26 protein-coding genes and 2 tRNA genes are annotated in these 24,743 nt (G+C 71.1%); 15 read left to right on the plus strand and 13 right to left on the minus strand.

Features of this window, described 5'->3' with window-relative positions; genetic code table 11:
* Positions 1-15: 15 nt before the first annotated feature.
* Entirely contained in the window at positions 16-1,707 is a 1,692-nt protein-coding gene (locus DC432_RS06185; RefSeq protein ID WP_116537127.1) for a long-chain-fatty-acid--CoA ligase, read from the minus strand.
* A 114-nt stretch (positions 1,708-1,821) separates the two neighbouring features.
* Here DC432_RS06185 and gatC point away from each other — a divergent pair, with 114 nt between their 5' ends.
* The 6 genes from gatC (at position 1,822) to DC432_RS06215 (ending at position 7,645) form a co-directional block, all read left to right on the plus strand.
* Positions 1,822-2,121 carry an Asp-tRNA(Asn)/Glu-tRNA(Gln) amidotransferase subunit GatC gene (gatC, locus tag DC432_RS06190; protein ID WP_116537128.1) on the plus strand — a complete coding sequence of 100 codons (300 nt, stop codon included), beginning with the start codon at positions 1,822-1,824 and terminating at the stop codon, positions 2,119-2,121.
* Positions 2,122-2,170: 49 nt separating this feature from the next.
* Positions 2,171-3,691, plus strand: coding sequence for an Asp-tRNA(Asn)/Glu-tRNA(Gln) amidotransferase subunit GatA (gatA, locus tag DC432_RS06195; RefSeq protein ID WP_116537129.1), 1,521 nt, complete (start codon positions 2,171-2,173; stop codon positions 3,689-3,691).
* Positions 3,691-5,208 carry an Asp-tRNA(Asn)/Glu-tRNA(Gln) amidotransferase subunit GatB gene (gene gatB / locus DC432_RS06200; RefSeq protein WP_108318700.1) on the plus strand — a complete coding sequence of 506 codons (1,518 nt, stop codon included), beginning with the start codon at positions 3,691-3,693 and terminating at the stop codon, positions 5,206-5,208. Before gatA ends, gatB begins: the two co-directional genes overlap by 1 nt.
* A 228-nt stretch (positions 5,209-5,436) precedes the next feature.
* Positions 5,437-6,693 (plus strand): DNA polymerase IV, encoded by a 1,257-nt coding sequence (locus DC432_RS06205; protein ID WP_116537130.1) that lies wholly within the window; start codon positions 5,437-5,439, stop codon positions 6,691-6,693.
* Positions 6,694-6,756: 63 nt separating this feature from the next.
* Positions 6,757-7,077 (plus strand): hypothetical protein, encoded by a 321-nt coding sequence (locus DC432_RS06210; RefSeq protein ID WP_116537131.1) that lies wholly within the window; start codon positions 6,757-6,759, stop codon positions 7,075-7,077.
* The gene (locus DC432_RS06215) at positions 7,052-7,645 is read left to right on the plus strand and encodes a hypothetical protein (protein ID WP_116537132.1); all 594 of its coding nucleotides are present in this window, start codon (positions 7,052-7,054) and stop codon (positions 7,643-7,645) included. The genes DC432_RS06210 and DC432_RS06215 overlap by 26 nt, the downstream gene beginning before the upstream one ends.
* A gap of 18 nt (positions 7,646-7,663) precedes the next feature.
* On the opposite strand, the gene DC432_RS06220 is transcribed toward DC432_RS06215, so the two are convergent.
* From DC432_RS06220 to DC432_RS06245, 6 genes are all read right to left on the minus strand, one after another.
* Entirely contained in the window at positions 7,664-8,146 is a 483-nt protein-coding gene (locus DC432_RS06220) for a DUF2017 family protein (protein WP_243393052.1), read from the minus strand.
* Entirely contained in the window at positions 8,143-8,442 is a 300-nt protein-coding gene (clpS, locus tag DC432_RS06225; protein WP_116537191.1) for an ATP-dependent Clp protease adapter ClpS, read from the minus strand. The genes DC432_RS06220 and clpS overlap by 4 nt, the downstream gene beginning before the upstream one ends.
* A complete protein-coding gene (locus tag DC432_RS06230; protein ID WP_116537192.1) occupies positions 8,442-8,783 on the minus strand; it encodes a metallopeptidase family protein in 342 nt (113 codons plus the stop codon). Before DC432_RS06230 ends, clpS begins: the two co-directional genes overlap by 1 nt.
* 176 nt (positions 8,784-8,959) lie before the next feature.
* Positions 8,960-9,035: transfer RNA gene (locus tag DC432_RS06235), tRNA-His, on the minus strand.
* A 36-nt stretch (positions 9,036-9,071) separates the two neighbouring features.
* Positions 9,072-9,698: an oligoribonuclease gene (gene orn, locus DC432_RS06240; RefSeq protein WP_116537134.1), complete on the minus strand. Its 627-nt coding sequence runs from the start codon at positions 9,696-9,698 to the stop codon at positions 9,072-9,074.
* A 35-nt stretch (positions 9,699-9,733) separates the two neighbouring features.
* A tRNA-Arg gene (locus DC432_RS06245) sits at positions 9,734-9,809 on the minus strand.
* Positions 9,810-9,911: 102 nt separating this feature from the next.
* Between DC432_RS06245 and DC432_RS06250 the strand changes: the two genes are divergently transcribed.
* Complete coding sequence (locus DC432_RS06250) at positions 9,912-10,121, plus strand: methyltransferase (RefSeq protein ID WP_108318688.1); 210 nt, start codon at positions 9,912-9,914, stop codon at positions 10,119-10,121.
* A gap of 54 nt (positions 10,122-10,175) precedes the next feature.
* On the opposite strand, the gene DC432_RS06255 is transcribed toward DC432_RS06250, so the two are convergent.
* Positions 10,176-10,784 (minus strand): YczE/YyaS/YitT family protein, encoded by a 609-nt coding sequence (locus DC432_RS06255; RefSeq protein ID WP_116537135.1) that lies wholly within the window; start codon positions 10,782-10,784, stop codon positions 10,176-10,178.
* A 61-nt stretch (positions 10,785-10,845) separates the two neighbouring features.
* Here DC432_RS06255 and DC432_RS06260 point away from each other — a divergent pair, with 61 nt between their 5' ends.
* Positions 10,846-12,264: a PLP-dependent aminotransferase family protein gene (locus tag DC432_RS06260; RefSeq protein ID WP_116537136.1), complete on the plus strand. Its 1,419-nt coding sequence runs from the start codon at positions 10,846-10,848 to the stop codon at positions 12,262-12,264.
* A 49-nt stretch (positions 12,265-12,313) separates the two neighbouring features.
* On the opposite strand, the gene DC432_RS06265 is transcribed toward DC432_RS06260, so the two are convergent.
* Entirely contained in the window at positions 12,314-12,571 is a 258-nt protein-coding gene (locus DC432_RS06265; RefSeq protein WP_108318969.1) for a hypothetical protein, read from the minus strand.
* A 206-nt stretch (positions 12,572-12,777) separates the two neighbouring features.
* Between DC432_RS06265 and DC432_RS06270 the strand changes: the two genes are divergently transcribed.
* From DC432_RS06270 to DC432_RS06285, 4 genes are all read left to right on the plus strand, one after another.
* On the plus strand, positions 12,778-13,314 hold the full coding sequence (locus DC432_RS06270) for a single-stranded DNA-binding protein (RefSeq protein WP_116537137.1): 537 nt from the start codon (positions 12,778-12,780) through the stop codon (positions 13,312-13,314).
* 106 nt (positions 13,315-13,420) lie between these two features.
* Positions 13,421-13,924: a DUF6993 domain-containing protein gene (locus DC432_RS16350; RefSeq protein WP_165801201.1), complete on the plus strand. Its 504-nt coding sequence runs from the start codon at positions 13,421-13,423 to the stop codon at positions 13,922-13,924.
* Positions 13,925-14,067: 143 nt separating this feature from the next.
* The gene (gene ettA / locus DC432_RS06280) at positions 14,068-15,747 is read left to right on the plus strand and encodes an energy-dependent translational throttle protein EttA (protein WP_108318973.1); all 1,680 of its coding nucleotides are present in this window, start codon (positions 14,068-14,070) and stop codon (positions 15,745-15,747) included.
* Positions 15,740-16,279 (plus strand): acyl-CoA thioesterase, encoded by a 540-nt coding sequence (locus tag DC432_RS06285; protein ID WP_243393053.1) that lies wholly within the window; start codon positions 15,740-15,742, stop codon positions 16,277-16,279. Before ettA ends, DC432_RS06285 begins: the two co-directional genes overlap by 8 nt.
* A 93-nt stretch (positions 16,280-16,372) precedes the next feature.
* Here DC432_RS06285 and DC432_RS06290 read toward each other — a convergent pair whose 3' ends face one another.
* Positions 16,373-17,242, minus strand: coding sequence for an acyl-CoA thioesterase (locus tag DC432_RS06290; RefSeq protein WP_108318975.1), 870 nt, complete (start codon positions 17,240-17,242; stop codon positions 16,373-16,375).
* 53 nt (positions 17,243-17,295) lie between these two features.
* On the opposite strand from DC432_RS06290, the gene DC432_RS06295 reads away from it, so the two are divergent.
* On the plus strand, positions 17,296-17,964 hold the full coding sequence (locus tag DC432_RS06295) for a hypothetical protein (RefSeq protein WP_116537138.1): 669 nt from the start codon (positions 17,296-17,298) through the stop codon (positions 17,962-17,964).
* A 170-nt stretch (positions 17,965-18,134) separates the two neighbouring features.
* Positions 18,135-18,932 carry a cation-transporting ATPase gene (locus DC432_RS06300; protein ID WP_116537139.1) on the plus strand — a complete coding sequence of 266 codons (798 nt, stop codon included), beginning with the start codon at positions 18,135-18,137 and terminating at the stop codon, positions 18,930-18,932.
* A 39-nt stretch (positions 18,933-18,971) separates the two neighbouring features.
* On the opposite strand, the gene DC432_RS06305 is transcribed toward DC432_RS06300, so the two are convergent.
* The 3 genes from DC432_RS06305 to pepN all read right to left on the minus strand — a co-directional run bounded on the left by DC432_RS06305 (position 18,972) and on the right by pepN (position 23,317).
* Complete coding sequence (locus tag DC432_RS06305; RefSeq protein ID WP_116537140.1) at positions 18,972-19,421, minus strand: globin; 450 nt, start codon at positions 19,419-19,421, stop codon at positions 18,972-18,974.
* Entirely contained in the window at positions 19,418-20,656 is a 1,239-nt protein-coding gene (locus tag DC432_RS06310) for a mechanosensitive ion channel family protein (RefSeq protein ID WP_116537141.1), read from the minus strand. Before DC432_RS06310 ends, DC432_RS06305 begins: the two co-directional genes overlap by 4 nt.
* Before the next feature lie 111 nt (positions 20,657-20,767).
* A complete protein-coding gene (pepN, locus tag DC432_RS06315) occupies positions 20,768-23,317 on the minus strand; it encodes an aminopeptidase N (RefSeq protein ID WP_116537142.1) in 2,550 nt (849 codons plus the stop codon).
* A 151-nt stretch (positions 23,318-23,468) separates the two neighbouring features.
* Between pepN and DC432_RS06320 the strand changes: the two genes are divergently transcribed.
* The gene (locus DC432_RS06320; protein WP_108319640.1) at positions 23,469-24,656 is read left to right on the plus strand and encodes a ferrochelatase; all 1,188 of its coding nucleotides are present in this window, start codon (positions 23,469-23,471) and stop codon (positions 24,654-24,656) included.
* Positions 24,657-24,743 lie beyond the last annotated feature (87 nt).

The raw sequence follows: 24,743 nt of genomic DNA on the forward strand, positions 1-24,743 counted from the left end.
GAGCATTCTGACGCCCTACAAGGTGCCCAAGCGCCTCGTGATCGCTCGACGCACCTGCCGACGCAGTACCTTTCCGATGAGCGAACGCGGCAGGTCGTCGACGATCACGAGGCGCTTGGGCACCTTGTAGGGCGTCAGAATGCTCCGCGCGAACGCGCGCACGGCCTCGGCGTCGAACTCGCCGGGCGTCGCGGGCACGACGGCCGCCACCACCGCCTCACCGGCGTGGGCGTCCGGCACCCCCACCACCGCGACGTCGGCGACCGAGGGGTGCTGACGAAGGACGTTCTCGACCTCGGTCGGCGCGACGTTGAACCCGCCCGTGATGATGAGTTCTTTGATGCGATCGACGATGCGCACGAAGCCGTCGTCGTCGATCGTGACGATGTCGCCGGTGCGGAACCACCCGTCGACGAAGACCGCCTCGGTCTCGTCCGGCTTGCCGTAGTAGCCCGAGAACACCTGCGGCCCGCGCACGAGCAGTTCACCGCGTTCGACGTCGGTGCGGGGGTCGTCGGGGTCGACGACGCGGCATTCGGTACCCGGCAGGGGCAACCCCACCGTGCCGGCGACCCGGTTGTCGGCGACGGGGTTGGCCATGAGCACGGGGGAGCACTCGCTCAGTCCGTACCCCTCGACGAGATAGCCGCCCGTCGCGTGCTCGAACGGCACCACCAGGTCGTGGGGGAGCGCCATGGCCCCCGAGATGGCGATGTCCGTCCCCGCGAGCGACACCCCCTTGTCGGTCGCGGCCTTCAGCAGCCGTTCGGCGATCGGCGGGACGAGCGGGAGGAAGGTCGCGGGATGCCGCTTCGTCACCGCGAGGACCAGGTCGGGGTCGAACTTGGGGAACAGCACCAGCCGCGCGCCCATCGACATCGCGAAGGTCAGGCACAGCGTCAGCCCGTAGGCGTGGAACATCGGCAGCACCGCGTAGACGACGCAGCCCTCGCCGCGGACGATCTGGGGCGTCCACGCCTGCGCCTGAGCGGCGTTCGCGAGCAGGTTGGCGTGCGTGAGCATCGCGCCCTTGGGTGTTCCCGTCGTGCCGCTGGTGTACTGGATGATCGCCAGGTCGCCCGAGGCCGGCCGCGGATGCGTCTCGGGCAGCGGGTCGTGCCGCACCAGGTCGTCCCAGGCAACGGCATCCCGCGTCTTGGCGTACAGCGCGGCGCGGGATTCGCGCGCCTTGGCCACCGGCAGGCGCAGCGCGAGGCGCGTCGTCCACGGCATGGCCCGCGTGACGTCGACCGAGACGAGCGTGTCGACCCGTAGGTCGGCGGGGAACTCCTGCACGGTGGCCACCACCTTGCTCCACACGATCGCGTGCTTCGCGCCGTGGTCCTCGAACTGCTTGCGCAGCTCGCGCGGGGTGTAGAGCGGGTTGTGCTCGACGACGACCGCGCCCAGGCGCAGCACCGCGTAGAACGCGACGATGTGCTGGGGGCAGTTGGGCAGCACGATCGCCACGGGGTCGCCCGCGCGCACGCCGTGCGCCGCGAGGGCCGCGGCGACGCGGGCGATGTCGGCCGAGAGCCGCGCGTACGTGGTCTCGCGGCCGAAGAACTGCAGGGCCGGGGCGTCGGGGTAGTCGCGGGTCGAGGCGTCGACGATGTCGACGAGCGAGCCGCTCACGGGGGCCAGGTCTTCGGGCACCCCCGCGGCATAGCTCGAGGTCCAGGGGCGCGGCGGTTCGAAGCTCGTCACCCCGCCAGCCTAGGCCGAGCCGCGCCCGGCCCGCCGTCCCCTCCACAGGCGGCGACGGTGCCGAAGGACGGTGAGGGGGCGGTCGCGGCTGGCGCGGCGAACTAGGATTGGCGGGTGTCTGAAATCACTCCCGATCTCGTGCGCCATCTCGGTGTGCTCGCCCGGATCCAGTTGAGCGACGAGGAGGTCCAGAGCCTCACCGGCCAGCTGGATGCCATCGTCGACAACATCGCGAAGGTCTCCGAGGTGGCAACGCCCGACATCGTCGCCACGAGCCACCCGATCCCCCTGCAGAACGTCTTCCGCCCCGACGTGGTCGGACAGACGCTCACGCGCGAGCAGGCCCTGTCGAACGCGCCGGACCAGGCCGACGGCCGTTTCCGCGTGACCGCGATCCTCGGAGAAGAGCAGTGAGCCGCATGAGTTCCTTCACCCCCGCCGCCGTCGCGAAGGAGGAGGGCCGATGACCGATCTCACCCGCCTCACCGCCGCCGAGCTGGCATCCGCGCTCTCCCGCAACGAGGTGTCGAGCGTCGAGGCGACGCAGGCCCACCTCGACCGCATCGCCGCCGTCGACGCAGACGTGCACGCCTTCCTCCACGTCAGCGACCACGCCCTCGACGCCGCCGCCGACATCGACCGCCGCCGCGCCGCGGGCGAGCAGCTGCACGAGCTGGCCGGTGTGCCGCTCGCGGTCAAGGACGTTCTGGTCACCACCGACATGCCGTCCACGAGCGGATCCAAGATCCTCGAGGGCTACATGTCGCCCTACGACGCCACGGTCGTCGCCCGATCCCGCGCCGCGGGTCTGATCCCGCTCGGCAAGACCAACATGGACGAGTTTGCGATGGGCTCGTCCACCGAGTTCTCGGCGTACGGGCCCACCCGCAACCCGTGGGACCTCGACCGCATCCCCGGCGGATCCGGTGGCGGTTCGGCCGCGGCCGTCGCCGCCTTCGAGGCGCCGCTGGCCCTCGGCTCCGACACCGGCGGGTCGATCCGTCAGCCGGCGCACGTCACCGGCACGGTCGGCGTCAAGCCCACCTACGGCGGCGTGAGCCGTTACGGCGCGATCGCCCTGGCATCCAGCCTCGATCAGGTCGGCCCCGTGACGCGCACCGTGCTCGACGCGGGCCTGCTGCACGATGTGATCGGCGGTCACGACACGAACGATTCGACCTCGCTGTCGGACGCGTGGCCGTCCTTCGCCGCGGCCGCCCGCGAGGGCGCGACCGGCGAGGTGCTCAAGGGTCTGAAGGTCGGCGTCATCCGCGAGCTCGACGACCGCGGCTTCCAGAAGGGCGTGTCGGACTCGTTCCGCGCGTCGCTCGCGGCCATGCAGGCGCAGGGTGCCGAGATCGTCGAGATCAGCGCGCCGCACTTCGAGTACGGCGTCGCCGCGTACTACCTGATCCTCCCCGCCGAGGCGTCGAGCAACCTGGCCAAGTTCGACTCCGTGCGCTTCGGCCTGCGGGTGAACCCGCAGGGCGCCGCCACGGTCGAGAACGTCATGGCGGCCACCCGCGACGCCGGCTTCGGTCCCGAGGTCAAGCGCCGTATCATCCTGGGCACCTACGCGCTGTCGGCGGGCTACTACGACGCCTACTACGGCAGCGCCCAGAAGGTGCGCACGCTCATCCAGCAGGACTTCGACGCGGCGTTCGCCGAGGTCGACGTCATCGCGACCCCGTCGGCGCCGACCACGGCCTTCCGCCTGGGCGAGAAGATCGACGACCCGCTGCAGATGTACCTCAACGACGTCACGACGATCCCCGCGAACCTCGCGGGCGTCCCGGGCATCTCGGTGCCCAGCGGCCTCGCCGCCGAGGACGGTCTGCCCGTCGGCATCCAGTTCCTCGCCCCCGCCCGCGAGGACGCGCGCCTGTACCGCGTCGGCGCGGCGCTCGAAGCCCTGCTGGTCGACCAGTGGGGCGGACCGCTTCTCGACAAGGCCCCCTCTCTCACGAACGGAGCGTCGCTCTGATGGCGAAAGACGCCCTGATGGACTTCGACGCGGCGCTCGAGATGTTCGAGCCCGTCCTCGGCTTCGAGGTGCACGTCGAGCTGAACACCGCGACCAAGATGTTCTCGGCCGCGCCAAACCCCGCGAACGACGCGCACCACGGCGCCGAGCCCAACACGCTGGTCGCCCCGGTCGACATGGGACTGCCCGGGGCGCTGCCCGTGGTCAACGCCGAGGCGATCCGTTCGTCGATCAGCCTGGGCCTGGCCCTCGGCTGCTCGATCGCGCCGTCCAGCCGATTCGCGCGGAAGAACTACTTCTACCCCGACCTCGGCAAGAACTACCAGATCTCGCAGTACGACGAGCCGATCGCCTTCGAGGGCTCCGTCGAGGTCGAGCTCGAGGACGGCACCGTCGTCACCGTTCCGATCGAGCGGGCGCACATGGAAGAGGATGCCGGAAAGCTCACCCACATGGGTGGCGCCACGGGTCGCATCCAGGGCGCCGAGTACTCGCTCGTCGACTACAACCGCGCGGGCGTCCCCCTGGTCGAGATCGTCACGAAGCCGATCTTCGGCGCCGAGCACTCCGCTCCCGCCCTGGCGAAGGCGTACGTGGCGACCATCCGCGACATCGTGCGCGGTCTCGGCATCTCCGAGGCGCGCCTGGAGCGCGGCAACCTGCGGTGCGATGCCAACGTGTCGCTGCGGCCCCGCGGCCAAGAGAAGCTGGGCACGCGCACCGAGACCAAGAACGTGAACTCGATGCGCTCGGTCGAGCGCGCCGTCCGGTACGAGATCCAGCGCCAGGCCGCGATCCTCGCCAAGGGCGGGACGATCACGCAAGAGACGCGTCACTGGCACGAGGACACGGGTCGTACGTCGCCCGGTCGTCCCAAGTCGGATGCCGACGACTACCGGTACTTCCCCGAGCCCGACCTGCTGCCGGTCGTGCCCGCGCCCGAACTGATCGAAGAGCTGCGCGCGGCCCTGCCCGAGCCGCCCGCCGCCCGCCGTCGCCGGCTCAAGGGCGAGTGGGGTTTCACCGACCTGGAGTTCCAGGACGTCGCCAACGGCGGCCTGCTCGACGCCGTGGCCGACACCATCGCCGCGGGTGCCGCCCCGGCCGCCGCGCGCAAGTGGTGGACGGGTGAGATCACCCGCGTGGCCAACGCGCAGGAGCGCGATGCCGCCGATCTCGTTTCGCCCGAGAACGTCGCCGCGCTGCAGAAGCTGGTGGATGCCGGCACCCTGACCGACAAGCTCGCCCGGCAGGTGCTCGAGGGCGTCATCGCCGGCGAGGGCACGCCGCAAGAGGTCGTCGACGCGCGCGGGCTCGCCGTCGTCTCGGACGACGGGGCCCTCATCGCCGCGATCGACGACGCCCTGGCCGCTCAGCCCGACGTGCTCGCCAAGATCCGCGACGGCAAGGTCCAGGCCGCCGGCGCCGTCATCGGCGCGGTCATGAAGGCCATGAAGGGTCAGGCCGACGCCGCGCGCGTGCGCGAGCTCGTGCTGGAGCGCGCCGCCGCTCAGTGAGACACCGGATGCCACGGCACCCGCCCGTATCGAGGGTGGGGCCGTGGCATCCGTGCATCTGCGGACGTGCTGCCGGGCCGCGCGCAGCGGAACGGCGAGCCTCGCCCCGGGTCGGTGATGGGCACGAACGCCGACGGATCCGCGGAGGTCGTGCGCATGGTGGAGGTTGTGCGCGGGGGCGGGGCACGGGCGGGCCCGATGTCGGAGGTCCGGGGGAGAATGGATGCCATGGGACGCGGTGACGGTACGGGGCGCCTCGTCTCGCGCCCCGACGCCGATGACACGGGCACCGGCATCCTGCACGTCGACATGGACGCGTTCTTCGCCTCGGTCGCCGTGCTCGACGATCCCTCGCTCGCAGGCAAGCCGCTGATCATCGGCGGGTCCGAGGGGCGTGGCGTCGTCTCGAGCGCGTCGTACGAGGCGCGTCGCTACGGGGTGAAGTCCGCGATGCCCGTGTCGATCGCCCTGCGGCTGTGCCCGACGGCGATCGTGGTCAACCCGCCGTATCACCGCTACACCGAGATGTCGCGGCAGGTGATGGCGATCTTCCACGACGTCACGCCGCTGGTGGAGCCGTTGTCGATCGACGAGGCATTCCTCGACGTCCGGGGCGCGCGGCGACTGTGGGGCAGTCCCGGCACGATCGCGCGCGACCTCCGCGCGCGCGTCAAGGCCGAGACGGGGCTCACCTGCAGCATCGGCGTGGCCGCCACGAAGCACGTGGCCAAGATGGCATCGACGATCTCCAAGCCCGACGGGCTGCTCGTGGTCGCGGCGGCCGACACCGAGGCCTTCCTGCGGCCCCGCTCGGTGCGCGCGCTGTGGGGGGTGGGTCCCAAAGCCGCCGAGGCGCTGGAGTCCCGCGGCATCCGGCTCATCTCCGACATCCTCGACACCCCGCGCCACGCCCTCGATCAGGTGCTCGGCGCCGCGATGGGGGAGCGGATCTGGCACCTCTCGCGCGGAATCGACGCGCGCGAGGTGCACACCGGCCGCAGCGAGAAGAGCGTCGGCCACGAAGAGACCTTCCACACGGACATCTCGGACACGCGGACGCTGCACGTCGAGCTGCGCCGCCTCGCCGATCGCGTCGGCGCCCGCCTGCGCACGCAGCAGTACGAGGCGTCGACGATCTCGATCAAGGTGCGCTTCTCGGACTTCACCACGCTCAGCCGTTCGCGCACGCTCCCGGAGCCCACGTCGGTGGGACAGCGGATCAGCGATGCGGCGATCGAACTGTTCGACGGCATCGACCGGCGCCAGGCGGTCCGGCTGGTCGGGGTGCGGGGGGAGAAGCTCAAGCCCGCGGCCATGGCGGCGACGCTGTGGGACGACGACGCCGAGTGGCGTCGCGTCGAGGGCGCCCTGGACGGGGCGGCGGCCCGGTTCGGTCGCGGCGCGGTGACGCGCGGCTCGCTGCTCGGGCCCGCGCGCGGCGGGGGAGCCCTGCCGACCAATCCCCGCCCGTCGTACGAGCACTGACACGACCCGCCGCCGGGCGCAACGCCCCTGGGCCGGTCGCGGACGGACCGCTACGCTCGGTCCATGCCCAACATCGCACTGGAACTCGGTAAGCAGGCCACGAGCTTCGGAATCACCTCCGCCTACGGGGAGCAGCAGGACGTCGACGGCGTGCGCATCGTCCCCGTCGCGCTGACCTGGGCGGGTTACGGCGGCGGCTCCGACGAGCAGGGCAACGGCGGCGGCGGGGGCGGCGGCTACACGCTGCCGCTCGGCGCCTACATCCGTCGCGGCGACGACCTGCGCTTCGACCCGAACCTCGTGGCGCTCCTCGCGGTCGGGATCCCCTTCGTGTGGGTGGCCGGTCGCGCCCTCAGCCGTGTCATCCGCGCCCTCAAGAAGTAACCCGGACCCGGTCGACGACGCCCTCTCCGCCGCGATCGCGGCCGTGACGGCGCGCATCGTCGCGGTGGGGGCCGCCAACCCCGCGGTCGTCATCGACGGGCGCAGTGGTGCGGGCAAGAGCTCGTTGGCGCGTCGGCTCGTCGCGTCGTGGCCGGGCCGCGGTCGCGTGCAGCTCGTCGCCCTCGACGACGTGTATCCCGGGTGGGACGGGCTCGCCGCCGGCGCCGAGTACGCGCAGGAGACGATCCTGCGACCGCACGCGCGGGGAATCATGGGCGTGTGGCAGCGCTGGGACTGGGTCGCCGACGCCCGCGCCGAAGCCCATGCGGTCGATCCCTCGCTGCCCCTGATCGTCGAGGGAGCGGGTCTGCTCACGCCCGAGGCGGCGCGGCTCGCCGATGTGTCGGTCTGGGTCGACGCCCCGACGCCCTCGCGCCGCTCGCGCGCGCTCGACCGCGACGGCGAGACCTATCGCCCGCACTGGGATCGCTGGGCTCGCCAAGAGGACGCTCACATCGCGCAGCACGACCCGGCATCCCTCGCCCAGGTCGTCGTCCGCGTCCCCTGAACCCGGCCGACGCGGTCGTCAGGTGCGGTCCAGCGCCGTCATCAGACCGTCGAGGCGGTAGCCGATCCAGTCGTAGACGCCGAAGCGCGGGTCCTCGGGCTGGTGGTCGTCTTCGGTGCGGATGCCGAGCCGCTCCGCGAGCACGAGACGCACCGCCGCGAGCGTGCGCATCCACGCGAGCGCCTCGGTCTCGCCCAGGGCGACGGCGATGGTCGCGTCGGGATCGCTGTGCGGATCGAGGTCGCCGCCGTCGCCCCCCAGCGTGCGCAGGACGGTGGCGGCATCCTCCGCCCGCCGTCCGAGCAGGTCGCCGCCGGTGAGGCGCCGGAACTCGCGGCTGGCGGACGCGTCGTCGGGGTATGCATCGGGCAGCAAGCGCTCCACGGCGGGGTCGGTGTCGGCGCGCGAGTCAGCGAGCAGATCGCGGAACTGCCCCACGATGCCCGCGAGGTGGAGCGCCTCGAGACCGCTGATCTCGAGGACGACGATGCGTTCGCTCACGCGGGATCCTTCCGGACGGTGGCCCACAGGCCGTAGTCGTGCATGGCCTGCGTGTGCGCCTCCATGACCTCGCGGGGGCCACGGGCGACGACGGCGTGACCGTCGTGGTGCACGGCGAGCATGAGCCGGTGCGCCGTCGCCGCGTCGAAGCCGAAGTACGTGCGGAAGACGTGGCTCACATAGCTCATGAGGTTCACGGGGTCGTTCCATACGACCGTCTGCCACGACGAGGGCGGCGACGACTCCACCCGGCCCTCGAGGTCGAGATCGAGGTCGGGAGCGGCGGTGCCCGCCATCAGGCCCACCCCAACTCGTGCAGGCGCTCGTCGTCGATGCCGTAGAAGTGGGCGATCTCGTGCACGAGTGTCGTGTGGATCTCGTCGCGCAGTTCGTGCTCGTCGGCGCACACGGCGAGGTGCGGCTCACGGTAGAGGATGATGCGGTCCGGCAGCTCGCCGACTCCGTAGCGTTCCCGCTCGGTCAGCGCCCATCCGTCGTACAGGCCGAGCAGATCGAGGGAGCCGTCCTCGGGGCGGTCCTCGACGACGAAGACGACGTTGTCGAGTCCCTCGACCATGTCGTCGGGCAGCCGGTCGAGTTCGTCGACGACGAGGCGTTCGAACGCGATCGCATCCATCTCGAGGGCCGGTCGCTCGTCGACATCGTCGTGCACGGCGGGCCTCCCGGGGTTCGGGCCGGTGATGCGCCGCGGTGTCGGGCCGCGGCATCCGGAGTCGATTCTACGGCGCGCGGGCGCGGCCGTCTCGAACGACAAAGGCCCGGAAGCGATGACTTTCCGGGCCTTGTCGATGTTGGGGTGGCTAACGGGACTTGAACCCGCGGCCCCCGCGACCACAACGCGGTGCTCTACCAACTGAGCTATAGCCACCATGTGTCTTCAGAAGAAGACAACTGAAAGATTATGTCACACGTCGAGCGCGAACGACGACACGGCCGCCTGCGACACCGCTTTCGCCTCGTCGCTGGTCGGCCCGGGCTGCGGCACGAACACCGCGGCGCGGTAGTACGCCAACTCGCGGATCGACTCGCGAATGTCGGCGAGGGCGCGGTGCCCGCCGTTCTTGGCCGGGGCCTGGAAGTACGCCCGCGGGTACCACCGGCGCGAGAGCTCCTTGACACTTGAGACGTCGACGTTTCGGTAGTGCAGCCAGCGGTCCACGCGCGGCATGTACTTGGCCAGGAACATGCGGTCGGTGCCGATCGTGTTGCCGGCGAGGGGCGCCTTTCCCTCGACCGGCGCGAAGCGCTGGATGTACTCGAGGGTCTGGAACTCGGCATCCGCGAGGCTCACACCGTTCGGGATCTCGTCGAGCAGTCCGGACGAGCGGTGCATGTCGGTGACGAACTCACCCATGTTCGCCAGGGCGGACGCGTCGGGTTTGATGACGATCTGGAACCCCGGGTCGAGCACGTTCAGCTCGAAATCGGTGACGACGACGGCGATCTCGACGAGTTCGTCGACCGCGAGGTCGAGCCCGGTCATCTCGCAGTCGATCCAGACGAGCCGGTCGTTCTCGGAGGCGTTTACCATCCCCACAGCTTAGTGATCGCGGGGGAGAGGGGGTCTGGTCCCCCAGACACGATTCGAACGTGTGACCGGCGGATTAGAAGGCCGCTGCTCTATCCACTGAGCTACTGGGGGTCGGCTCCAGGATAGCGACCGGCGGCCCGGGCCCGCACCAGCCCCTGGCGGCGGCCCCGATGCGGGCGTACCCTCGCGGCGAACGAGAGCAAAGGAGCACTCATGTCGGACACCGCGACACGACGCCTCTGGGTCGCCTACGGCCCCGTGGGCGTCGTCGGAAAGATCCAGAAGGATGCCGAGGGCTATGCCGTCCACATGGCCGGCAAGGACGAACGCCTCGGCGTGTATCCCTCGATGGAGATCGCCAAGAACGCCCTGCACGCGCACCTGAAGCCGGGGAGCGATCGCCCCGAGTTCCGGGAGCACTGAGGACCGCCGTCGGGTGCGGTCCGTCGCGTTCTCGCGGGAGCCGCACCCGACGCGTCAGACGTGCGCAGCCGGGCGGGCGTGCGGTGCCGGACGTCGGGTGGCGAGCAGGGGCATCGCCACGTGCACGAGGGGGCCGATGCCGAGCGCGAAGACGACCGTGCCGATGCCCACCGTTCCGCCGAGCAGCCAACCGAGGATGAGGACGCTGCCCTCGACGACCAGCCGGCACGCCCAGATCGGCCAGCCGAAGCGCCCGTTCAGGCCGGTCATCAGCCCGTCGCGCGGGCCGGGTCCGAAGTGCGCTCCGATGTAGAGACCGGATGCCACGGCCACCAGCACGACGCCTCCGACGAGCATGAGGGCCTGGGCCCAGAAGACGTCGGGGTGCGGGAGGACGCCCAGGGCGAGCTGCAGGCTGGTGCCGACGAGCAGGATGTTGGCGACCGTCCCGATGCCGGGCTTCTGCCGCAGGGGGATCCACAGCAGCAGCACGCCGAGGCCGATGATGTTGGTGACCCATCCGAGGCCGAGCCCGGTCACGCGGGCGATTCCCTGGGCGAAAACCGTCCAAGGGTCGACACCCAGTCCGGCGGCGACGGTGACGGCGCAGCCGACGCCGTAGAGCACGAGACCGATGAGCAGACGGGTGACGCGGGTGACCATGTGACGATCCAATCACGCGATTGGATCTTGGTAAGGATGCCAATTCCACTACGGTGGACCCATGGATTCGCGGATATCGGCTCGGGCCCTGGCGACGGCTCTCGGCGGGTGGCGGGGGACCGGGCCCGCTTACGAGGCGCTGGCGGACGGCATCCGTCTGCTCTGCCTCGACAACAGGCTGGCCCCGTCGACCGCGCTGCCGGCCGAGCGCGAGCTCGCGGCCGCCCTGTCGCTGAGCCGCACCACCGTGGCCGCGGCCTACCGCAGCTTGCGCGAAACGCGGCACATCGAGAGTCTGCGCGGTAGCGGCAGCGTCACCCTGCCGCTGCGCCGGACCGATCCGGGGCGGCACGAGGTCGACGGCGCGGCGATCGATCTGCAGCAAGCGAGCCCCGCCGCCTGGCCCGGACTGCCGGCGGTGATGGCCGAGGTGATGCAGGAGGCTCCGGCGCTGGTCGCGCGGATCGGCTACGACGTGGTGGGCGACGCGGGCCTGCGCGCGGCCATCGCCGCGCACTACGGGGCTCGCGGTCTGGTGACGACCCCCGACCAGGTGCTGGTGACGACGGGAGCGCAGAGCGCGATCCACCTGATCGCGTCGGTCCTGCTCGGGCGGGCGGGTCGCGTCCTGCTCGAGACGCCGACCTATCCGCACGCGGCCGACGCATTCCGCCGGGTCGGCGCGAGGCTCATCGGCGTACCGGTGGCCTCGGACACCGGGTGGGATCTCGGTCGGGCCGAGCAGACGTTCGCGCGGGCGGCGCCGTCGTTGGCGTACCTGATGCCCGACTTCCACAACCCCACCGGGCGGACGATGACGGCTCTCGAGGTCGAGACCTTCGTCGCGGCGGCACGAGCGGCGGGCACTCTGCTGGTGCTCGACGAGACCACCGCCCAGCTCGACATCGACCGCGTCGGTGGTGCGGCGCCGTTCCCCGACGACGAGCGCATCCTGCGCATCGGCTCGCTCGGCAAGACCGTGTGGGGCGGGCTGCGGGTCGGGTGGGTGCGCGCGGCGCCCGACATCGTGCGACGGCTGGCCGCGGGACGACCGGTGCACGACCTGGGCACGCCCGAGCTGGAGCAGGCGATCGCGACACGTCTCGTACCCCGCCTGGACGAGATCGCCCACCAGCGCGGCGACCTGTTGCGCGCCGGTCGGGACAGCCTCGTCCGCGCCCTGCGCTCGACGATGCCGGAGTGGGACGTTCCCGACGTGTCGGGCGGGGTGTCGCTGTGGGTCGGGCTGGGGGAGCCCCTGAGCACCCCCCTCGTGATGAACGCCCGAGGGCGCGGGTTGGCGCTGTCGGCGGGATCCCGTTTCGCCGTCGAGGGGGGACACGACCGCCGGTTGCGGGTGCCGTTCACCGCACCCCCGGCCGCCCTCGAGCGGGCCGTCGGGATTCTGCGCGCCGCGTGGGACGACGTCCGCGGAGGAAGCGCGGTGGTCGCCCGTGAGGACTACGCGACGGTGGTGTGACGGTGCCTCCGCCCGCGAGCGCCGGGAGATGGGTCGCATACCGCTCCGCTCACCGCGCGTAACGCAGGCACTCGACGGCGTCGGACGACGACCAGAACTCGCCCAGCCGACGAAAGCCCCCCGACGCGACGTGGAAGCGCTCAGCCGCGTAGCGCCACCCGCCCTCGGCCGCGATGGCGCGGATGTGGCCGACCACGATGCCCCGCGGATCGGCGATGCGCCACAGACCGGCGGCGACGTGCGTCGCCGCGCCCCAGCCGGCCGAGCGCGGAGCCGGTGCGGGGTCGTTCCACAGTGCGGTGTGCATGCGATGACCGTACGACGGACCTCCGACATCGCCTCCGCGGGGGAGCGTCCGCCTCTCCTCCCCACCCGGCGGCATGGCCGATCGATCCCCGGATCGGCCCTTTCCCGCCGTCGCGGTCCCCGCGTCGCGGTCAGTCTGAGCGTGGCTCCGGCATCCGTCGGGCACACGGATGCCGGAGCGCACACCACGTCGAGAGGAGAACACACATGAGCGACCACATCAGCCTCGTGGGCAACGTCGTCGGAGAACTGGAGCGGCGCACGACGCGCGACGGGGGTCCCGTCGCCGCGTTCCGGCTCGCGGTCGGCGAGCGTCGACTCGACCGCGAGCGCAACGAGTGGGTCGATGGACACACGAGCTTCTACGCGATCTCGGCCTTCGGCGACCTCGGGGCCAACGCCCTGCGGTCCCTGCGCAAGGGCGAGCGGGTCGTCGTGACCGGACGGCTGCGCCTGCGCGAGTGGGAGAACGAGACGACGCGCGGCGTGAGCGCCGACGTCGTCGCCGACGCCATCGGGCACGACCTGCGCTGGGGGACCACGCGTTTCGTCCGCGCGGAGCGGCCGGGCGATGCCGCGGGCAGCCCGTCCGAGCCCGCGCACGAGGACGGGTCGGAGCAGGCGCGCACGGATCCGGCCGGCGCCGACGGGTGGGCCGTCCCGGGGGCGGGAGCGGAGGCCGTGGCCGATCGCGAGCAGATGACGGATGCCGTCCCCGTCGGGGGAGGAGACGGTCCCTTCTGAGCGGGGACTCAGGACGGCCGACGGGCGCGACGGACGGTCGGCCTGGGGCGGTCGGGTTCGGGGCGGCCGGGTTCGGGGCGTCGAGCCGCTTCCGTAGACTCGACCCGTGACTCGCGCCTTCGGTCGTCCTCTCGCCGCGCTCGCCCTCGTGGCCGCCCTCGGCCTCGCCGGCTGCACGGGCGAGGCGCCCGAGCCCGCTCCAACGACCACCGAACAGCCCTCCGCGTCGGCGGCTGACCCGAGCGTCGCGCCCTCGGCTGCTCCGACCGCGGCCGCGCCGGTCCTCGTTCCCGGGGGGAGCGCGCAGCAGAACCTCCCGTTCTTCGCGCAGGTCGTGTCGGGTGTCTGGTCGGGCCCCGACCAGGTGTCCGGCCGGGCGTACATCGACGCCCTGACCGCGGCGGGCTTCGACAAATCGGCGATGCAGGTCACGGCGGACTACTCCACGATCGGAAACGCGGCGGAGAGCATCGAGTTCGCGGTGCGGCTGGGCGATCAGTGCCTCGTCGGCCAGGTCGGCCCCTCGATCGGCGACCCGGTCACGACGGTCCTGCCCGGATTGTCCTCGGGTGGCTGTCTCATCGGCCAGACGCGCACGATTGACTGGTGACGCCGGGCTCCCTCGCCGGTCCTACGCACCTCGGTTGATAGGATCGAAGCGACTTCCGCTCGACCAGGACCTCGCTGCCGCATCGGCGGTGCATCCCGGTGCGAGACGGCCCGATCCCCGAATCTCGAAGGTGGTACACCTCGGTGGCTGAGTACATCTACTCCATGGTCCGCGCGCGCAAGGCCGTGGGCGACAAGCTGATCCTCGACGACGTCACGATGTCGTTCCTGCCCGGCGCCAAGATCGGCATGGTCGGTCCCAACGGTGCCGGTAAGTCCACGATCCTCAAGATCATGGCCGGACTCGACAACCCCTCGAACGGCGAGGCGCGGCTCAGCCCGGGCTTCACCGTCGGCATCCTGATGCAGGAGCCCGAGCTCGACGACAGCAAGACGGTCCTCGAGAACATCCAGGACGGCGTGGCCATCAAGCCCAAGCTCGACCGGTTCAACGAGATCTCGGCGCTCATGGCCGACCCCGACGCCGACTTCGACGCGCTGCTCGCCGAGATGGGCACCCTGCAAGAAGAGATCGACGCCGCCGACGGCTGGGACCTCGATTCGCAGCTCGAGCAGGCGATGGACGCCCTGCGCACCCCGCCCGCCGATGCCTCCGTCGTCCCGCTGTCCGGTGGTGAGCGTCGCCGCGTGGCCCTGGCCAAGCTGCTGCTGCAGAAGCCCGACCTGCTGCTGCTCGACGAGCCCACCAACCACCTGGACGCCGAGAGCGTGCTGTGGCTCGAGCAGCACCTCAAGGCCTACAAGGGCGCTGTCATCGCGATCACCCACGACCGGTACTTCCTCGACAACGTCGCGGAGTGGATCGCCGAGGTCGACCGCGGTCACCTCTACCCCTACGAGGGCAATTACTCGACCTACCTCGAGAAGAAGGGGCAGCGCCTCGACGTCCAGGGCAAGAAGGACGCCAAGCTCGCCAAGCGACTCAAAGAGGAGCTCGAGTGGGTGCGCTCCAACGCCAAGGGCCGCCAGGTCAAGTCCAAGGCGCGTCTGGCCCGCTACGAAGAGATGGCGGCCGAGGCGGAGCGCACGCGCAAGCTCGACTTCGACGAGATTCAGATCCCCGCGGGTCCGCGCCTGGGCAGCATCGTGATCGACGCGAAGAAGCTCGAGAAGAGCTTCGGCGACCGCTCGCTCATCAGCAACCTCAGCTTCAACCTGCCCCCGAACGGCATCGTCGGCGTGATCGGCCCGAACGGCGTCGGAAAGACGACGCTCTTCAAGACGATCGTCGGCCTCGAGCCGCTCGACGGCGGCACGCTCAAGATCGGCGAGACCGTCAAGATCAGCTACGTCGACCAGTCCCGCGCCAACATCGACCCCGAGAAGACGCTTTGGGAGGTCGTCTCCGACGGGCTCGACATCATCACGGTCGGCAAGACCGAGATCCCCTCGCGCGCCTACGTGTCGAAGTTCGGCTTCAAGGGCCCGGACCAGCAGAAGAAGGCCGGTGTGCTGTCGGGTGGAGAGCGCAACCGCCTCAACCTCGCGCTCACGCTGAAAGAGGGCGGCAACCTGCTGCTCCTCGACGAGCCCACCAACGACCTCGACGTCGAGACCCTGAGCTCGCTCGAGAACGCCCTGCTCGAGTTCCCCGGCTGCGCCGTGGTCATCACGCACGACCGGTGGTTCCTCGACCGCATCGCGACGCACATCCTGGCCTACGAGGGCACCGAAGAGAACCCCGACCAGTGGCACTGGTTCGAGGGCAACTTCGAGGCCTACGAGGCCAACAAGGTGGAGCGTCTCGGAGCGGATGCCGCGAACCCGGCCCGCTCGACCTACCGCAAGCTCACGCGTGACTGACGCGAACGTCACCACCGGCTCGGGCTCCGCCACGGCGGGGCCCGAGCGGCTGCACGTGCCGATCCACCTGCGCTGGGGCGACCTGGACGCGCTGGGCCACGTCAACAACACCTCGATGCTCAAGCTGCTCGAAGAGGCCCGTCTGCGCGCCTTCTGGCGCAGCGACGGCGAGGGTGAGGCCCTGCCGACCGCGGTGTTCGACATGAGCGTGCTCGACAGCGGGGGCGAACGCGCCACGCTCATCGCGCGGCAGGAGATCGAGTACCTGCGCCCGGTTCCCTACAGCCAGCGTCCCCTCGACGTGCGCATGTGGATCGGCGCGATGGGCGGATCCAGCTCGGACGTCTGCTTCGAGGTCTTCAGCCCCGTCGGCGACGCCGAGCAGGTGCTCTACGCTCGCGCGACCGTCGTGGTCGTGCTCGTCGACACCGCCAGCGGCCGCCCGATCCGCTGGAGCGAAGCGGAGCGCACGGCGTGGGCGCCCTACGTCGGCGATCCGATCGACTACCGGCGGCGCTCCGCCCGCAGCTGAGACGTCCGCCTCCGACGCGACTACCCTCGGAGCCTGCCGCCGGCTCATCGCTCCGCCGCGCGGTCCCTCCGCCAGGCGGGCGGCATCCGGTGGTCAGTCGCGGGGGAGCCGCACCATGACCTCCTGCGCGACGCTGGCCACCAGGACGCCGTCGCGCGTGTAGATGCGGCCCGTCGACAGACCGCGGCCGCCGCGCGCGTTCGGCGACTCCTGCACGTACAGCAGCCAGTCGTCCACGCGCCCGGGGCGGTGCCACCACATCGCGTGGTCGAGGCTCGCGACCTTCAGCCCGGGGGCGTTCCACGCGACGCCGTGCGCGCGCAGGATGGTCTCTTGGATCGTCAGATCGCTCAGGTAGGCCAGCGCGGCGCGGTGCACCGCGGGGTCGTCGGGCAGCGTGCGGCTGACCCTCATCCACACCGCCTGGCGCGGGACGTGCGGCCCCTCGACCGAGGTGTACACCGGCGACGGCACGTGCAGCACGTCGACGGGACGCTCCGAGAACATGCGCCGGCTGAGGGGATGCAGACCCTCGGGGTCGAACGGCGTCAGCTCCTCGGGCTGAGGGATGCCCTCGGGCATCGGCTCGGCATGCTCGAACCCCGGGTCCTCGTCCTGGAACGACGCGATCATCGAGAAGATCGGCACGCCGCCCTGGAAGGCCTGCGTGCGCCGCGTCGAGAAGGACCGACCGTCGTGGATGCGGTCGACCGAGAAGGTGATCCCGTCGGCGGGGTCGCCCGGCCGCAGGAAGTACCCGTGCATCGAGTGCACCGTGCGCTCGGGAGGGAGCGTGCGCGAGGCCGCGACGATCGACTGCGCGAGCACCTGGCCGCCGTAGACCCGGCCGAACGGCATCGGCTGCGACACACCCGTGAAGATGTCCTCGGTGGTCCGCGCGCCCGCATCGCGCAGGTCGAGGACCGCGAGCAGCGAGGTCACGGGATCGACGGCGTCGGACATGCGGACTCCCGTTCCGGCACGACGAACGCGCACCGCTTGATAGTTTAGGGCGGGTGTCCGCGCGCCTGTTGTTCCCCGACCCGCAGGCGGCAGCCGACCTGCTCACCTTCGCCTCCCGCGCCATCCGGCTCGGTGACGGTACCGTCCGCCTGCGGGCCGACGGCGGCGTGCTGGTGTCGACCGCCGCTCCGCTCGCTCCCAAGGGGCTGCTCGACGCGACTCCCACGGTGCTGGGTCTGCGGGTGTCGGCGATCGACCCCGAGCTCGAGTGCGATCTGGTCGTCGACGCGGCATCCCTCCTCCCCGCTCCGGACGACGCCACGGCGGTGGTCCTTCCCGACACCGCGTCGCTTCCGGCGTGGGCGGGGATCTCGCCCCCGCGCAGCGGATGGGAGCAGACGGATGCCATCGACGCCTCGGTCCTGGCATCCCGGGCCCAGTACGGGGTGGCGGCCGTGGCCGACGCCCTTCCGGCCGACGCCGGCGAGGACGTCGTGCGGGTGGTCCGCGCGCAGGTGTGGGGTCAGCCCGACGACGCCCTCGGCGGCCTGCCGCTGGGCACCGCCTTCGCCGCCTTCGCGCTGGGCTTCATCGCCGGGTCCGAAGAGGCGCCGGTGCGCCGCAGCGGCTCGTGGACCCGGGTGAGCCTGGCCCGCGGTCACGTACTGGTGCGCGGTCCGGTGCGCTCCGGGCTGACCGCCGTGCGCGCGACCGGCAGCTAGTACAGCACGCGCACAGGTGGCCTCCGTACGATGGAGGCAGCAAGGGGAGTACTCCCGACGCGACGCATCCGTCAGTACGAGACCACGGTTGGGCTCCGGGTGCGCCGGTCCCGCGGGGCGGAGGAGACCTTGACGTCGCGGCCGTGCGCCGCCCGTCGAGAGGTCTCGTCATGGTCAACCTGTCCCGTCTCATCTCCCTCGCCTCGAAGGCCGTCGACAAGGCCTCGTCGTCGCAGCGTGCGAACCCGTCGCAGGGAGGTCGCGACTGGCGCGACGTCGTCCGCTCCGCCGCCGACGCGGTGACCGGGGACCGTCGAAACGACGCACCCCCGGCGCACTCGCGTCCCGCGGCGCCGGGCCGCTACGCCCCGCCCGCCTCCGGCCGGACGGCCGTGTCCGCCGAGGACCGCGCCGCGATCGCCCGCTACGACTACCTGCTGCGCACGGCCGACCCCGACCGCATCGAGCAGATGCACCGCGAGGCCTTCGCCCGGCTCACCCCCGCCCAGCGCGCGCACGTCAAAGAGCGGATGGATGCCGAGTTCTCGGCCCACGAGCGTCCGCGCTCGGACGCACCCGACGACCTCGCGCGCACCGCGGCGCGCGCCGAGGCCACGCGACCGGGACGCCTGTCGCAGCTGTTCGCGCGCGCCGGGAGGACCGGGCTGATCGGGGCCGGCGTGGTCGGTGCGGGCGGGCTGCTGGCCGCGGTGGCCGGCGGTGCGGTCGTCAGCGCCGTCGCGGCACCGCTGCTGGCGCAGGCCGGGCAGATGGGCGTGGACTTCGCGGGTCTCGCCGAGGGCGTCGACCTGGAGGCCCTGGCATCCGGTGTCGACCTCGGCGCCGCGGGCGAGTGGGCCGGGGGAGCACAGGACGCCGTCTCGGGCGTCGGCGACCAGGTGAGCGGGTTCGGCGAGCAGCTGTCGAACCTCGACATCCCGGGCTTCGGCGACTTCCTGGGACGCTGACGCCCGTCGCGGGTGGGCGGGAGGCCCGCCCGCCCGCGGCTAGTCCGCCGCGCGGACCGGAAGACCGGTGTCGGGCCGACCGTCCTGCTGGGGGCCGATCCCGCGTGGCTGGAACGTGTTGACCATCGCGTGGGCCGCGCGCTCGAGATAGTCCCAGAGGGGCGCTTCGAGGGCCGGCGGAAGCGCGATCTCGTCGACGGCGGCGCGCATGTGCGCGAGCCACCGGTCGCGGGCGTCGGGATCGACGTGGAACGGCATGTGCCGCATGCGCAGCCGCGGGTGGCCGCGGGTCTCGCCGTAGGTGGTCGGCCCGCCCCAGTACTGCGCGAGGAAGAGCGTCAGACGCTCGGCGGCGGGACCCAGGTCTTCTTCGGGGTACATGGGCTTGAGCACCTCGTCCACGGCGACGCCGCGGTAGAACGCGTCCACCAGGCGACGGAACGTGTCCATGCCGCCCACCTGGTCATAGAAGCTGATCGGCTCGCTCACGGGTGGTCCCCTTCGTCGGCGCGCACCGCGGGGGGCGTGGGCTTGGGGGTGTCGGCACCGGGCAGCTCGACAGCGGTGGTGGGCGCCGCGTCGCGCATGGTCTTCTTCGTGACCGGCTTCGCGGGCTCGTCCTCGGGCGTCTCGTCCCCTTGTGCGGCGGCGGATGCCTTCGGGCGGCGACGCGGACGCCACACGGGCCGCTCGGCACCCGAGGGCAGTGCGGTCTCCTTCGTCTGCGGCGGGTGGGCGCCGCGGATGCTCTGCGCCCCCTCGGCGCCGGTCAGGACGATCGAGTTGAGGTGCGGCAGGGCGATGCCGAGCTCGTCGATCGCGCGCTTGAGGCGGGCGCGCAGTTCGCGGGCGACGTCGTCCTTGGCGCTGGATCGGGTCTTCATGACGAGGCGGATGACCAGGGCGTCGCCGCTGATCGACTCCAACCCCCAGATCTCGGGCTGCTCGATGATGCGCGAGCGCCACTTGTTCTCTTTGGCCATGGTCTTCGCGGCCGACAGCATGGCCTTCTCGACGTCGTCGATATCGGCGTCGGTCGGGACGGCGAGGTCGATGATGACGCGCGACCACCCCTGCGACATGTTGCCGATGCGGGTGATCTCTCCGTTGCGGACGTACCAGAGCGTCCCGTTCACGTCTCGCACGTGCGTGATGCGAACGCTGACGAACTCGACGATGCCCGTCGCCAGGCCCAGGTCGACGACGTCGCCGATACCGATCTGGTCCTCGGCGACGATGAAGATCCCGTTCAGCACGTCCTTGACGATGTTCTGCGCGCCGAAGCCCAGACCGGCACCGACCGCCGCGGTGAGCAGAGTGAGGGATGCCAGGGCGTCGGGGGCGACGATCGAGGCCACCCACACGAGGGCCACGATGACGAGCACCACGTTGACGATGTTCTGCAGGATCGTGCCGAGCGTGCGGGTGCGCTGCACGAGACGCACCGCGCTCAGCGGTGAGCGGTCGAGGGCCTGGGTGTCGTCGACGCGCGCCTTGCTCTTGGCGCCGTTGACGATGCGATCGACGACGCGGCGGATGATCACGCGCAGGATCCAGGCGGCGACGGCGATGCCGATGATCACGCCGAGCACCTTCAGCATGGTGCCGCCGAAGCTGAGCAGCTGACCGCCCAACCAACTCAGGTTGTCGGGGTTGGTCAGGTCGGCGGGAGACGTGATGGTCGGCGTCGGACTCGGGTCGGGGGTTTCGGCGAGGACAGACATCCGTTTCAGACTAACGAGCGAACCCTCGGCGCCGGCTGAACACCCCGGCGCCTGTCCGGAACGACGGATGCCCCCTCCCGGTGGGGCGAGGGCATCCGTCATTCGGTGTTCTTACTGCGCGTCGCGCTCCTGCACGGCGAGCGCCCGCTCGACACCGGCGAGGTTCTCGCCGACCAGGCGGCGGAGCGCCGGCGCGGCGTCCTTGTGCTGCGACAGCCACGAACGCGTCGCGTCGCGCAGCGCCGTGTTCGCCAGAGCCGCAGGGTAGAGCCCCACGATGAGGTAGTTCGCGATCTGGTAGCTGCGCGACTCCCAGATGGGCAGCAGCATGGCGAAGTACGGCTCGACGAAGTCGGCCAGCACCCCGACCGTCGTCGGGTTCGTGAACCCGGCGGCCGTCGAGCGCACGATCGTGTTGGGCGCGTCCGCGCGGGCGATGAGCGAGTCCCACGCCTGCTGCTTGGCCTCGTGCGACGGCAGCGACGCCTTCGCCATGGCGGCGAACTCGCCGCCCTTGGCCGTGTTGTCGGCGGCGCGCGCCTGGTCGATGTCGGCGGAGGTGACGACGCCCGACGCGGCGAGCGAGACGAGCAGCTGCCACGACAGGTCGGTGTCGATCTCGAGCCCGTCGAGCGACAGCGTGCCGTCGCGCAGCGCCTTCACGGTCTCGGCGTGCGCCGGCGTGGACGCCGCCGAGGCGAACGCCGTGACGAACTGCAGCTGGCTGTCGCTGCCGGCCTCGGCCGCCTGAGCCAGCTCCCACAGGCCGTCGGCGACCCGTGCACGCGCCGCGTCGCGGGTCGCCGGGGCGACGTACGAGTTCGCCGCCTGCTGCAGCTGCGCCAGCGTCGTGCGAACGGTCGTCGACTCGGTCTCGGAGCCGATGTTGCGCAGCACGAGGTCGAGGTAATCGGTCGCCGAGGCCTCGGCATCCCGCGTCTGATCCCAGGCCGCACCCCACACGAGCGAGCGCGCGAGCGGGTCGGAGATGTCCTTCAGGTGGGCGATCGCGGTGGCCAGCGAGCGCTCGTCGAGGCGGATCTTGGCGTACGCGAGGTCGTCGTCGTTGAGCAGCACGAGGTCGGGGCGACGGATGCCGCGCAGCTCGGCGACCTCGGTGCGGTCGCCGTCCACGTCGAGCTCGATGTGGTGGACGCGCTCGAGCGCGCCGGCGTCGTTCAGCGAGTAGAAGCCGATGCCGAGGCGGTGGGGACGGATCGTGGGGTAGTCGCTGGGCGCGGTCTGCACGATCGCGAAGCGCGAGATGGTGCCGTCGGCCCCCTCTTCGATCAGCGGAGTGAGCGTGTTGACGCCCGCGGTCTCGAGCCACTTCTTGGCCCAATCACCGAGGTCACGGCCGCTCGTGGCCTCGAGCTCGGCGAGCAGGTCGCCCACCTCGGTGTTCGACCACTGGTGCTTCTGGAAGTACGCGCCGACCCCGGCGAAGAACTGCTCGATGCCGACCCACGCGGCGAGCTGCTTGAGGACCGACCCGCCCTTCGCGTAGGTGATGCCGTCGAAGTTGACCTGCACGTCCTCGAGATCGTTGATCTCGGCGACCACGGGGTGCGTCGAGGGCAGCTGGTCCTGACGGTAGGCCCAGGTCTTCTCCATCGCGTTGAAGGTCGTCCAGGCGGCCTCCCACTCGGTGGCCTCGGCGGTGGCGATCGTCGACGCCCACTCGGCGAACGACTCGTTCAGCCACAGGTCGTTCCACCACTTCATGGTGACCAGGTCGCCGAACCACATGTGCGCCAGCTCGTGCAGGATCGTCACGACGCGGCGCTCCTTGACGGCATCCGTCACCTTGGAGCGGAACACGTACGTCTCGGTGAAGGTCACCGCACCGGCGTTCTCCATCGCGCCCGCGTTGAACTCGGGGACGAAGAGCTGGTCGTACTTGGCGAAGGGGTAGGGGAAGCCGAACTTCTGCTCGAAGTAGGCGAAGCCCTGACGGGTCTTCTCGAAGACGTAGTCGGCGTCGAGGTACTGCCACAGGCTCTTGCGGGCGAAGACGCCGAGCGGGATCACGCGGCCGTCGGCGCTGGTCAGCTCGCTGTAGGTGGCCTCGTAGGGGCCGGCGACGAGGGCGGTGATGTACGACGAGATGCGCGGCGTCGCGGGGAAGTCCCAGCGCGCGGCGTCGCCCTCGAGCGCGACGGGCTCGGGGGTGGGGGAGTTGGAGACGACCTTCCACCGCGCGGGCGCCGTGACCGAGAAGGTGAAGGCGGCCTTGAGGTCGGGCTGCTCGAAGACCGTGAAGACGCGACGCGAGTCGGGCACCTCGAACTGCGAGTAGAGGTAGACCTCGCCGTCGACGGGGTCGACGAAGCGGTGCAGTCCCTCACCCGTGTTCGTGTACTCGCAGTCGGCCTCGACGACGAGCTCGTTCGAGGCGTCGAGCCCGTCGAGCGCGATCCGCGAGTCGGCGAAGACGACCGAGGGGTCGAGCTCACGACCGTTCAGCGTGACGCTGTGCACGTCGCGCGCGATGAGGTCGATGAAGGTGGACGCTCCCTCGGTGGCGGCGAAGGTGACGACCGTCCGCGACGAGAACACCTCGTCTCCGCGGGTCAGGTCGAGCTGCACGTGGTACTCGTGCGTGTCGACGATCGCGCGGCGCTCCTGCGCCTCGATGCGGGTCAGGTTCTCTCCTGGCACTGGCGTTCTCCCGGGGATGAGGGTGGGATCGTCGCGGATGACGCGCCGGCGTGGGTGACGACGGACGCCGTCGGCGACGACGACAACCACATAAGCCTAGTGTCGAGATACCCCCCGTCCAGGCTGTGCGGGCAGGTGCGAAGATGTCTGCGTGAGCACGACCGATACGGACACCAGCCCTGAGACCGTCCTCTACGCCTCGCCCGCGGCGGCATCCGGACCCAAGTGGGTCGAGACGCCCGTCGCGTACGACGGCATCCTCCTCGCCGGTTTCGGCGGGCCCGAGGGCCAGGACGACGTCATCCCGTTCCTGCGCAATGTGACGCGCGGGCGCGGCATCCCCGATGAGCGCCTCGAAGAGGTCGCTCACCACTACCGTCACTTCGGCGGCGTCAGCCCCATCAATCAGCACAATCGCGAGCTGAAGGCCGCCCTCGAGGCCGAGATCGCCAAGCGCGGGCTGAACCTTCCCGTCTACTGGGGCAACCGCAACTGGGAGCCCTACCTCGAAGAGGCCGTCACCGAGGCCGCGCAGGCCGGCGACACCACCCTCATCGCGATCGCGACGAGCGCCTACAGCTCGTTCTCGAGCTGCCGGCAGTACCGCGAGGACTACGCCCGCGTGCTCGAGGCGACCGGTCTGGGCGAGACGGTGACGATCGACAAGGTCCGTCAGTTCTTCGACCACCCCGGCTTCGTCACCACGTTCGTCCGCGGGGTGACGGATGCCGTGTCGGCGTACGTCGCCGAGGGGATCGCCCCCGAGAAGATCCGCGTGCTCTTCTCGACGCACTCGATCCCCACCGCCGACGCCGAGCGCTCCGGTCCCCGTGACGTGGACTTCGGCGAGGGCGGGGCGTACGAGGCCCAGCACAAGGCCGTCGCCGCGTTCGTGATGGCCGAGGTGGCCGCGGCCGTCGCCGACGTCGAGTGGGAGCTCGTCTACCAGTCGCGCTCCGGCCCGCCCACCCAGCCCTGGCTCGAGCCCGACGTCAACGACGTCATCGCCGAGCTCCCCGGCCGCGGAGCCGAGGCCGTGGTGATCGTGCCGCTCGGCTTCGTCAGCGATCACATGGAGGTGCTCTGGGATCTCGACACCGAGGCGATGGAGGCCGCCGAAGAGGCCGGCATCAAGGCCGTGCGCACCCCCACCCCCGGGATCGACCCCGCCTACGTGTCCGGCCTGATCGACCTGGTCGAGGAGCGCCTGAACGGCACGCCGAAGGCCGAGCGCCCGCACCTGACCGACCTGGGTCCGTGGTACGACGTCTGCCGCCCCGGGTGCTGCGAGAACATCCGCGCCGGCTTCAAGCCCGTCGCCGCAGGTCTGCGCCCCTGACGACCCGAGACGCCGCCCGTCCCCTCGTGGGGCGGGCGGCGTCGTCATCCGCGCCCGCCGTGTCGGCGGCCCTCAATAGGATTGGCC

Source organism: Microbacterium testaceum (assembly GCF_003075375.1).
GTDB classification, from domain to species: domain Bacteria; phylum Actinomycetota; class Actinomycetes; order Actinomycetales; family Microbacteriaceae; genus Microbacterium; species Microbacterium testaceum_E.

Coding starts and splice junctions, on each gene's coding strand:
- gatA (WP_116537129.1), top strand. CDS start 2,171: ATGACCGATCTCACCCGCCTCACCGCCGCCGAGCTGGCATCCGCGCTC.
- gatB (WP_108318700.1), top strand. CDS start 3,691: ATGGCGAAAGACGCCCTGATGGACTTCGACGCGGCGCTCGAGATGTTC.
- DC432_RS06205 (WP_116537130.1), top strand. CDS start 5,437: ATGGGACGCGGTGACGGTACGGGGCGCCTCGTCTCGCGCCCCGACGCC.
- DC432_RS06210 (WP_116537131.1), top strand. CDS start 6,757: ATGCCCAACATCGCACTGGAACTCGGTAAGCAGGCCACGAGCTTCGGA.
- clpS (WP_116537191.1), bottom strand. CDS start 8,442: ATGGCGGGCACCGCCGCTCCCGACCTCGATCTCGACCTCGAGGGCCGG.
- DC432_RS06230 (WP_116537192.1), bottom strand. CDS start 8,783: ATGGATGCGATCGCGTTCGAACGCCTCGTCGTCGACGAACTCGACCGG.
- orn (WP_116537134.1), bottom strand. CDS start 9,698: ATGGTAAACGCCTCCGAGAACGACCGGCTCGTCTGGATCGACTGCGAG.
- DC432_RS06250 (WP_108318688.1), top strand. CDS start 9,912: ATGTCGGACACCGCGACACGACGCCTCTGGGTCGCCTACGGCCCCGTG.
- DC432_RS06255 (WP_116537135.1), bottom strand. CDS start 10,784: ATGGTCACCCGCGTCACCCGTCTGCTCATCGGTCTCGTGCTCTACGGC.
- DC432_RS06260 (WP_116537136.1), top strand. CDS start 10,846: ATGGATTCGCGGATATCGGCTCGGGCCCTGGCGACGGCTCTCGGCGGG.
- DC432_RS06265 (WP_108318969.1), bottom strand. CDS start 12,571: ATGCACACCGCACTGTGGAACGACCCCGCACCGGCTCCGCGCTCGGCC.
- DC432_RS06270 (WP_116537137.1), top strand. CDS start 12,778: ATGAGCGACCACATCAGCCTCGTGGGCAACGTCGTCGGAGAACTGGAG.
- DC432_RS06290 (WP_108318975.1), bottom strand. CDS start 17,242: ATGTCCGACGCCGTCGATCCCGTGACCTCGCTGCTCGCGGTCCTCGAC.
- DC432_RS06300 (WP_116537139.1), top strand. CDS start 18,135: ATGGTCAACCTGTCCCGTCTCATCTCCCTCGCCTCGAAGGCCGTCGAC.
- DC432_RS06310 (WP_116537141.1), bottom strand. CDS start 20,656: ATGTCTGTCCTCGCCGAAACCCCCGACCCGAGTCCGACGCCGACCATC.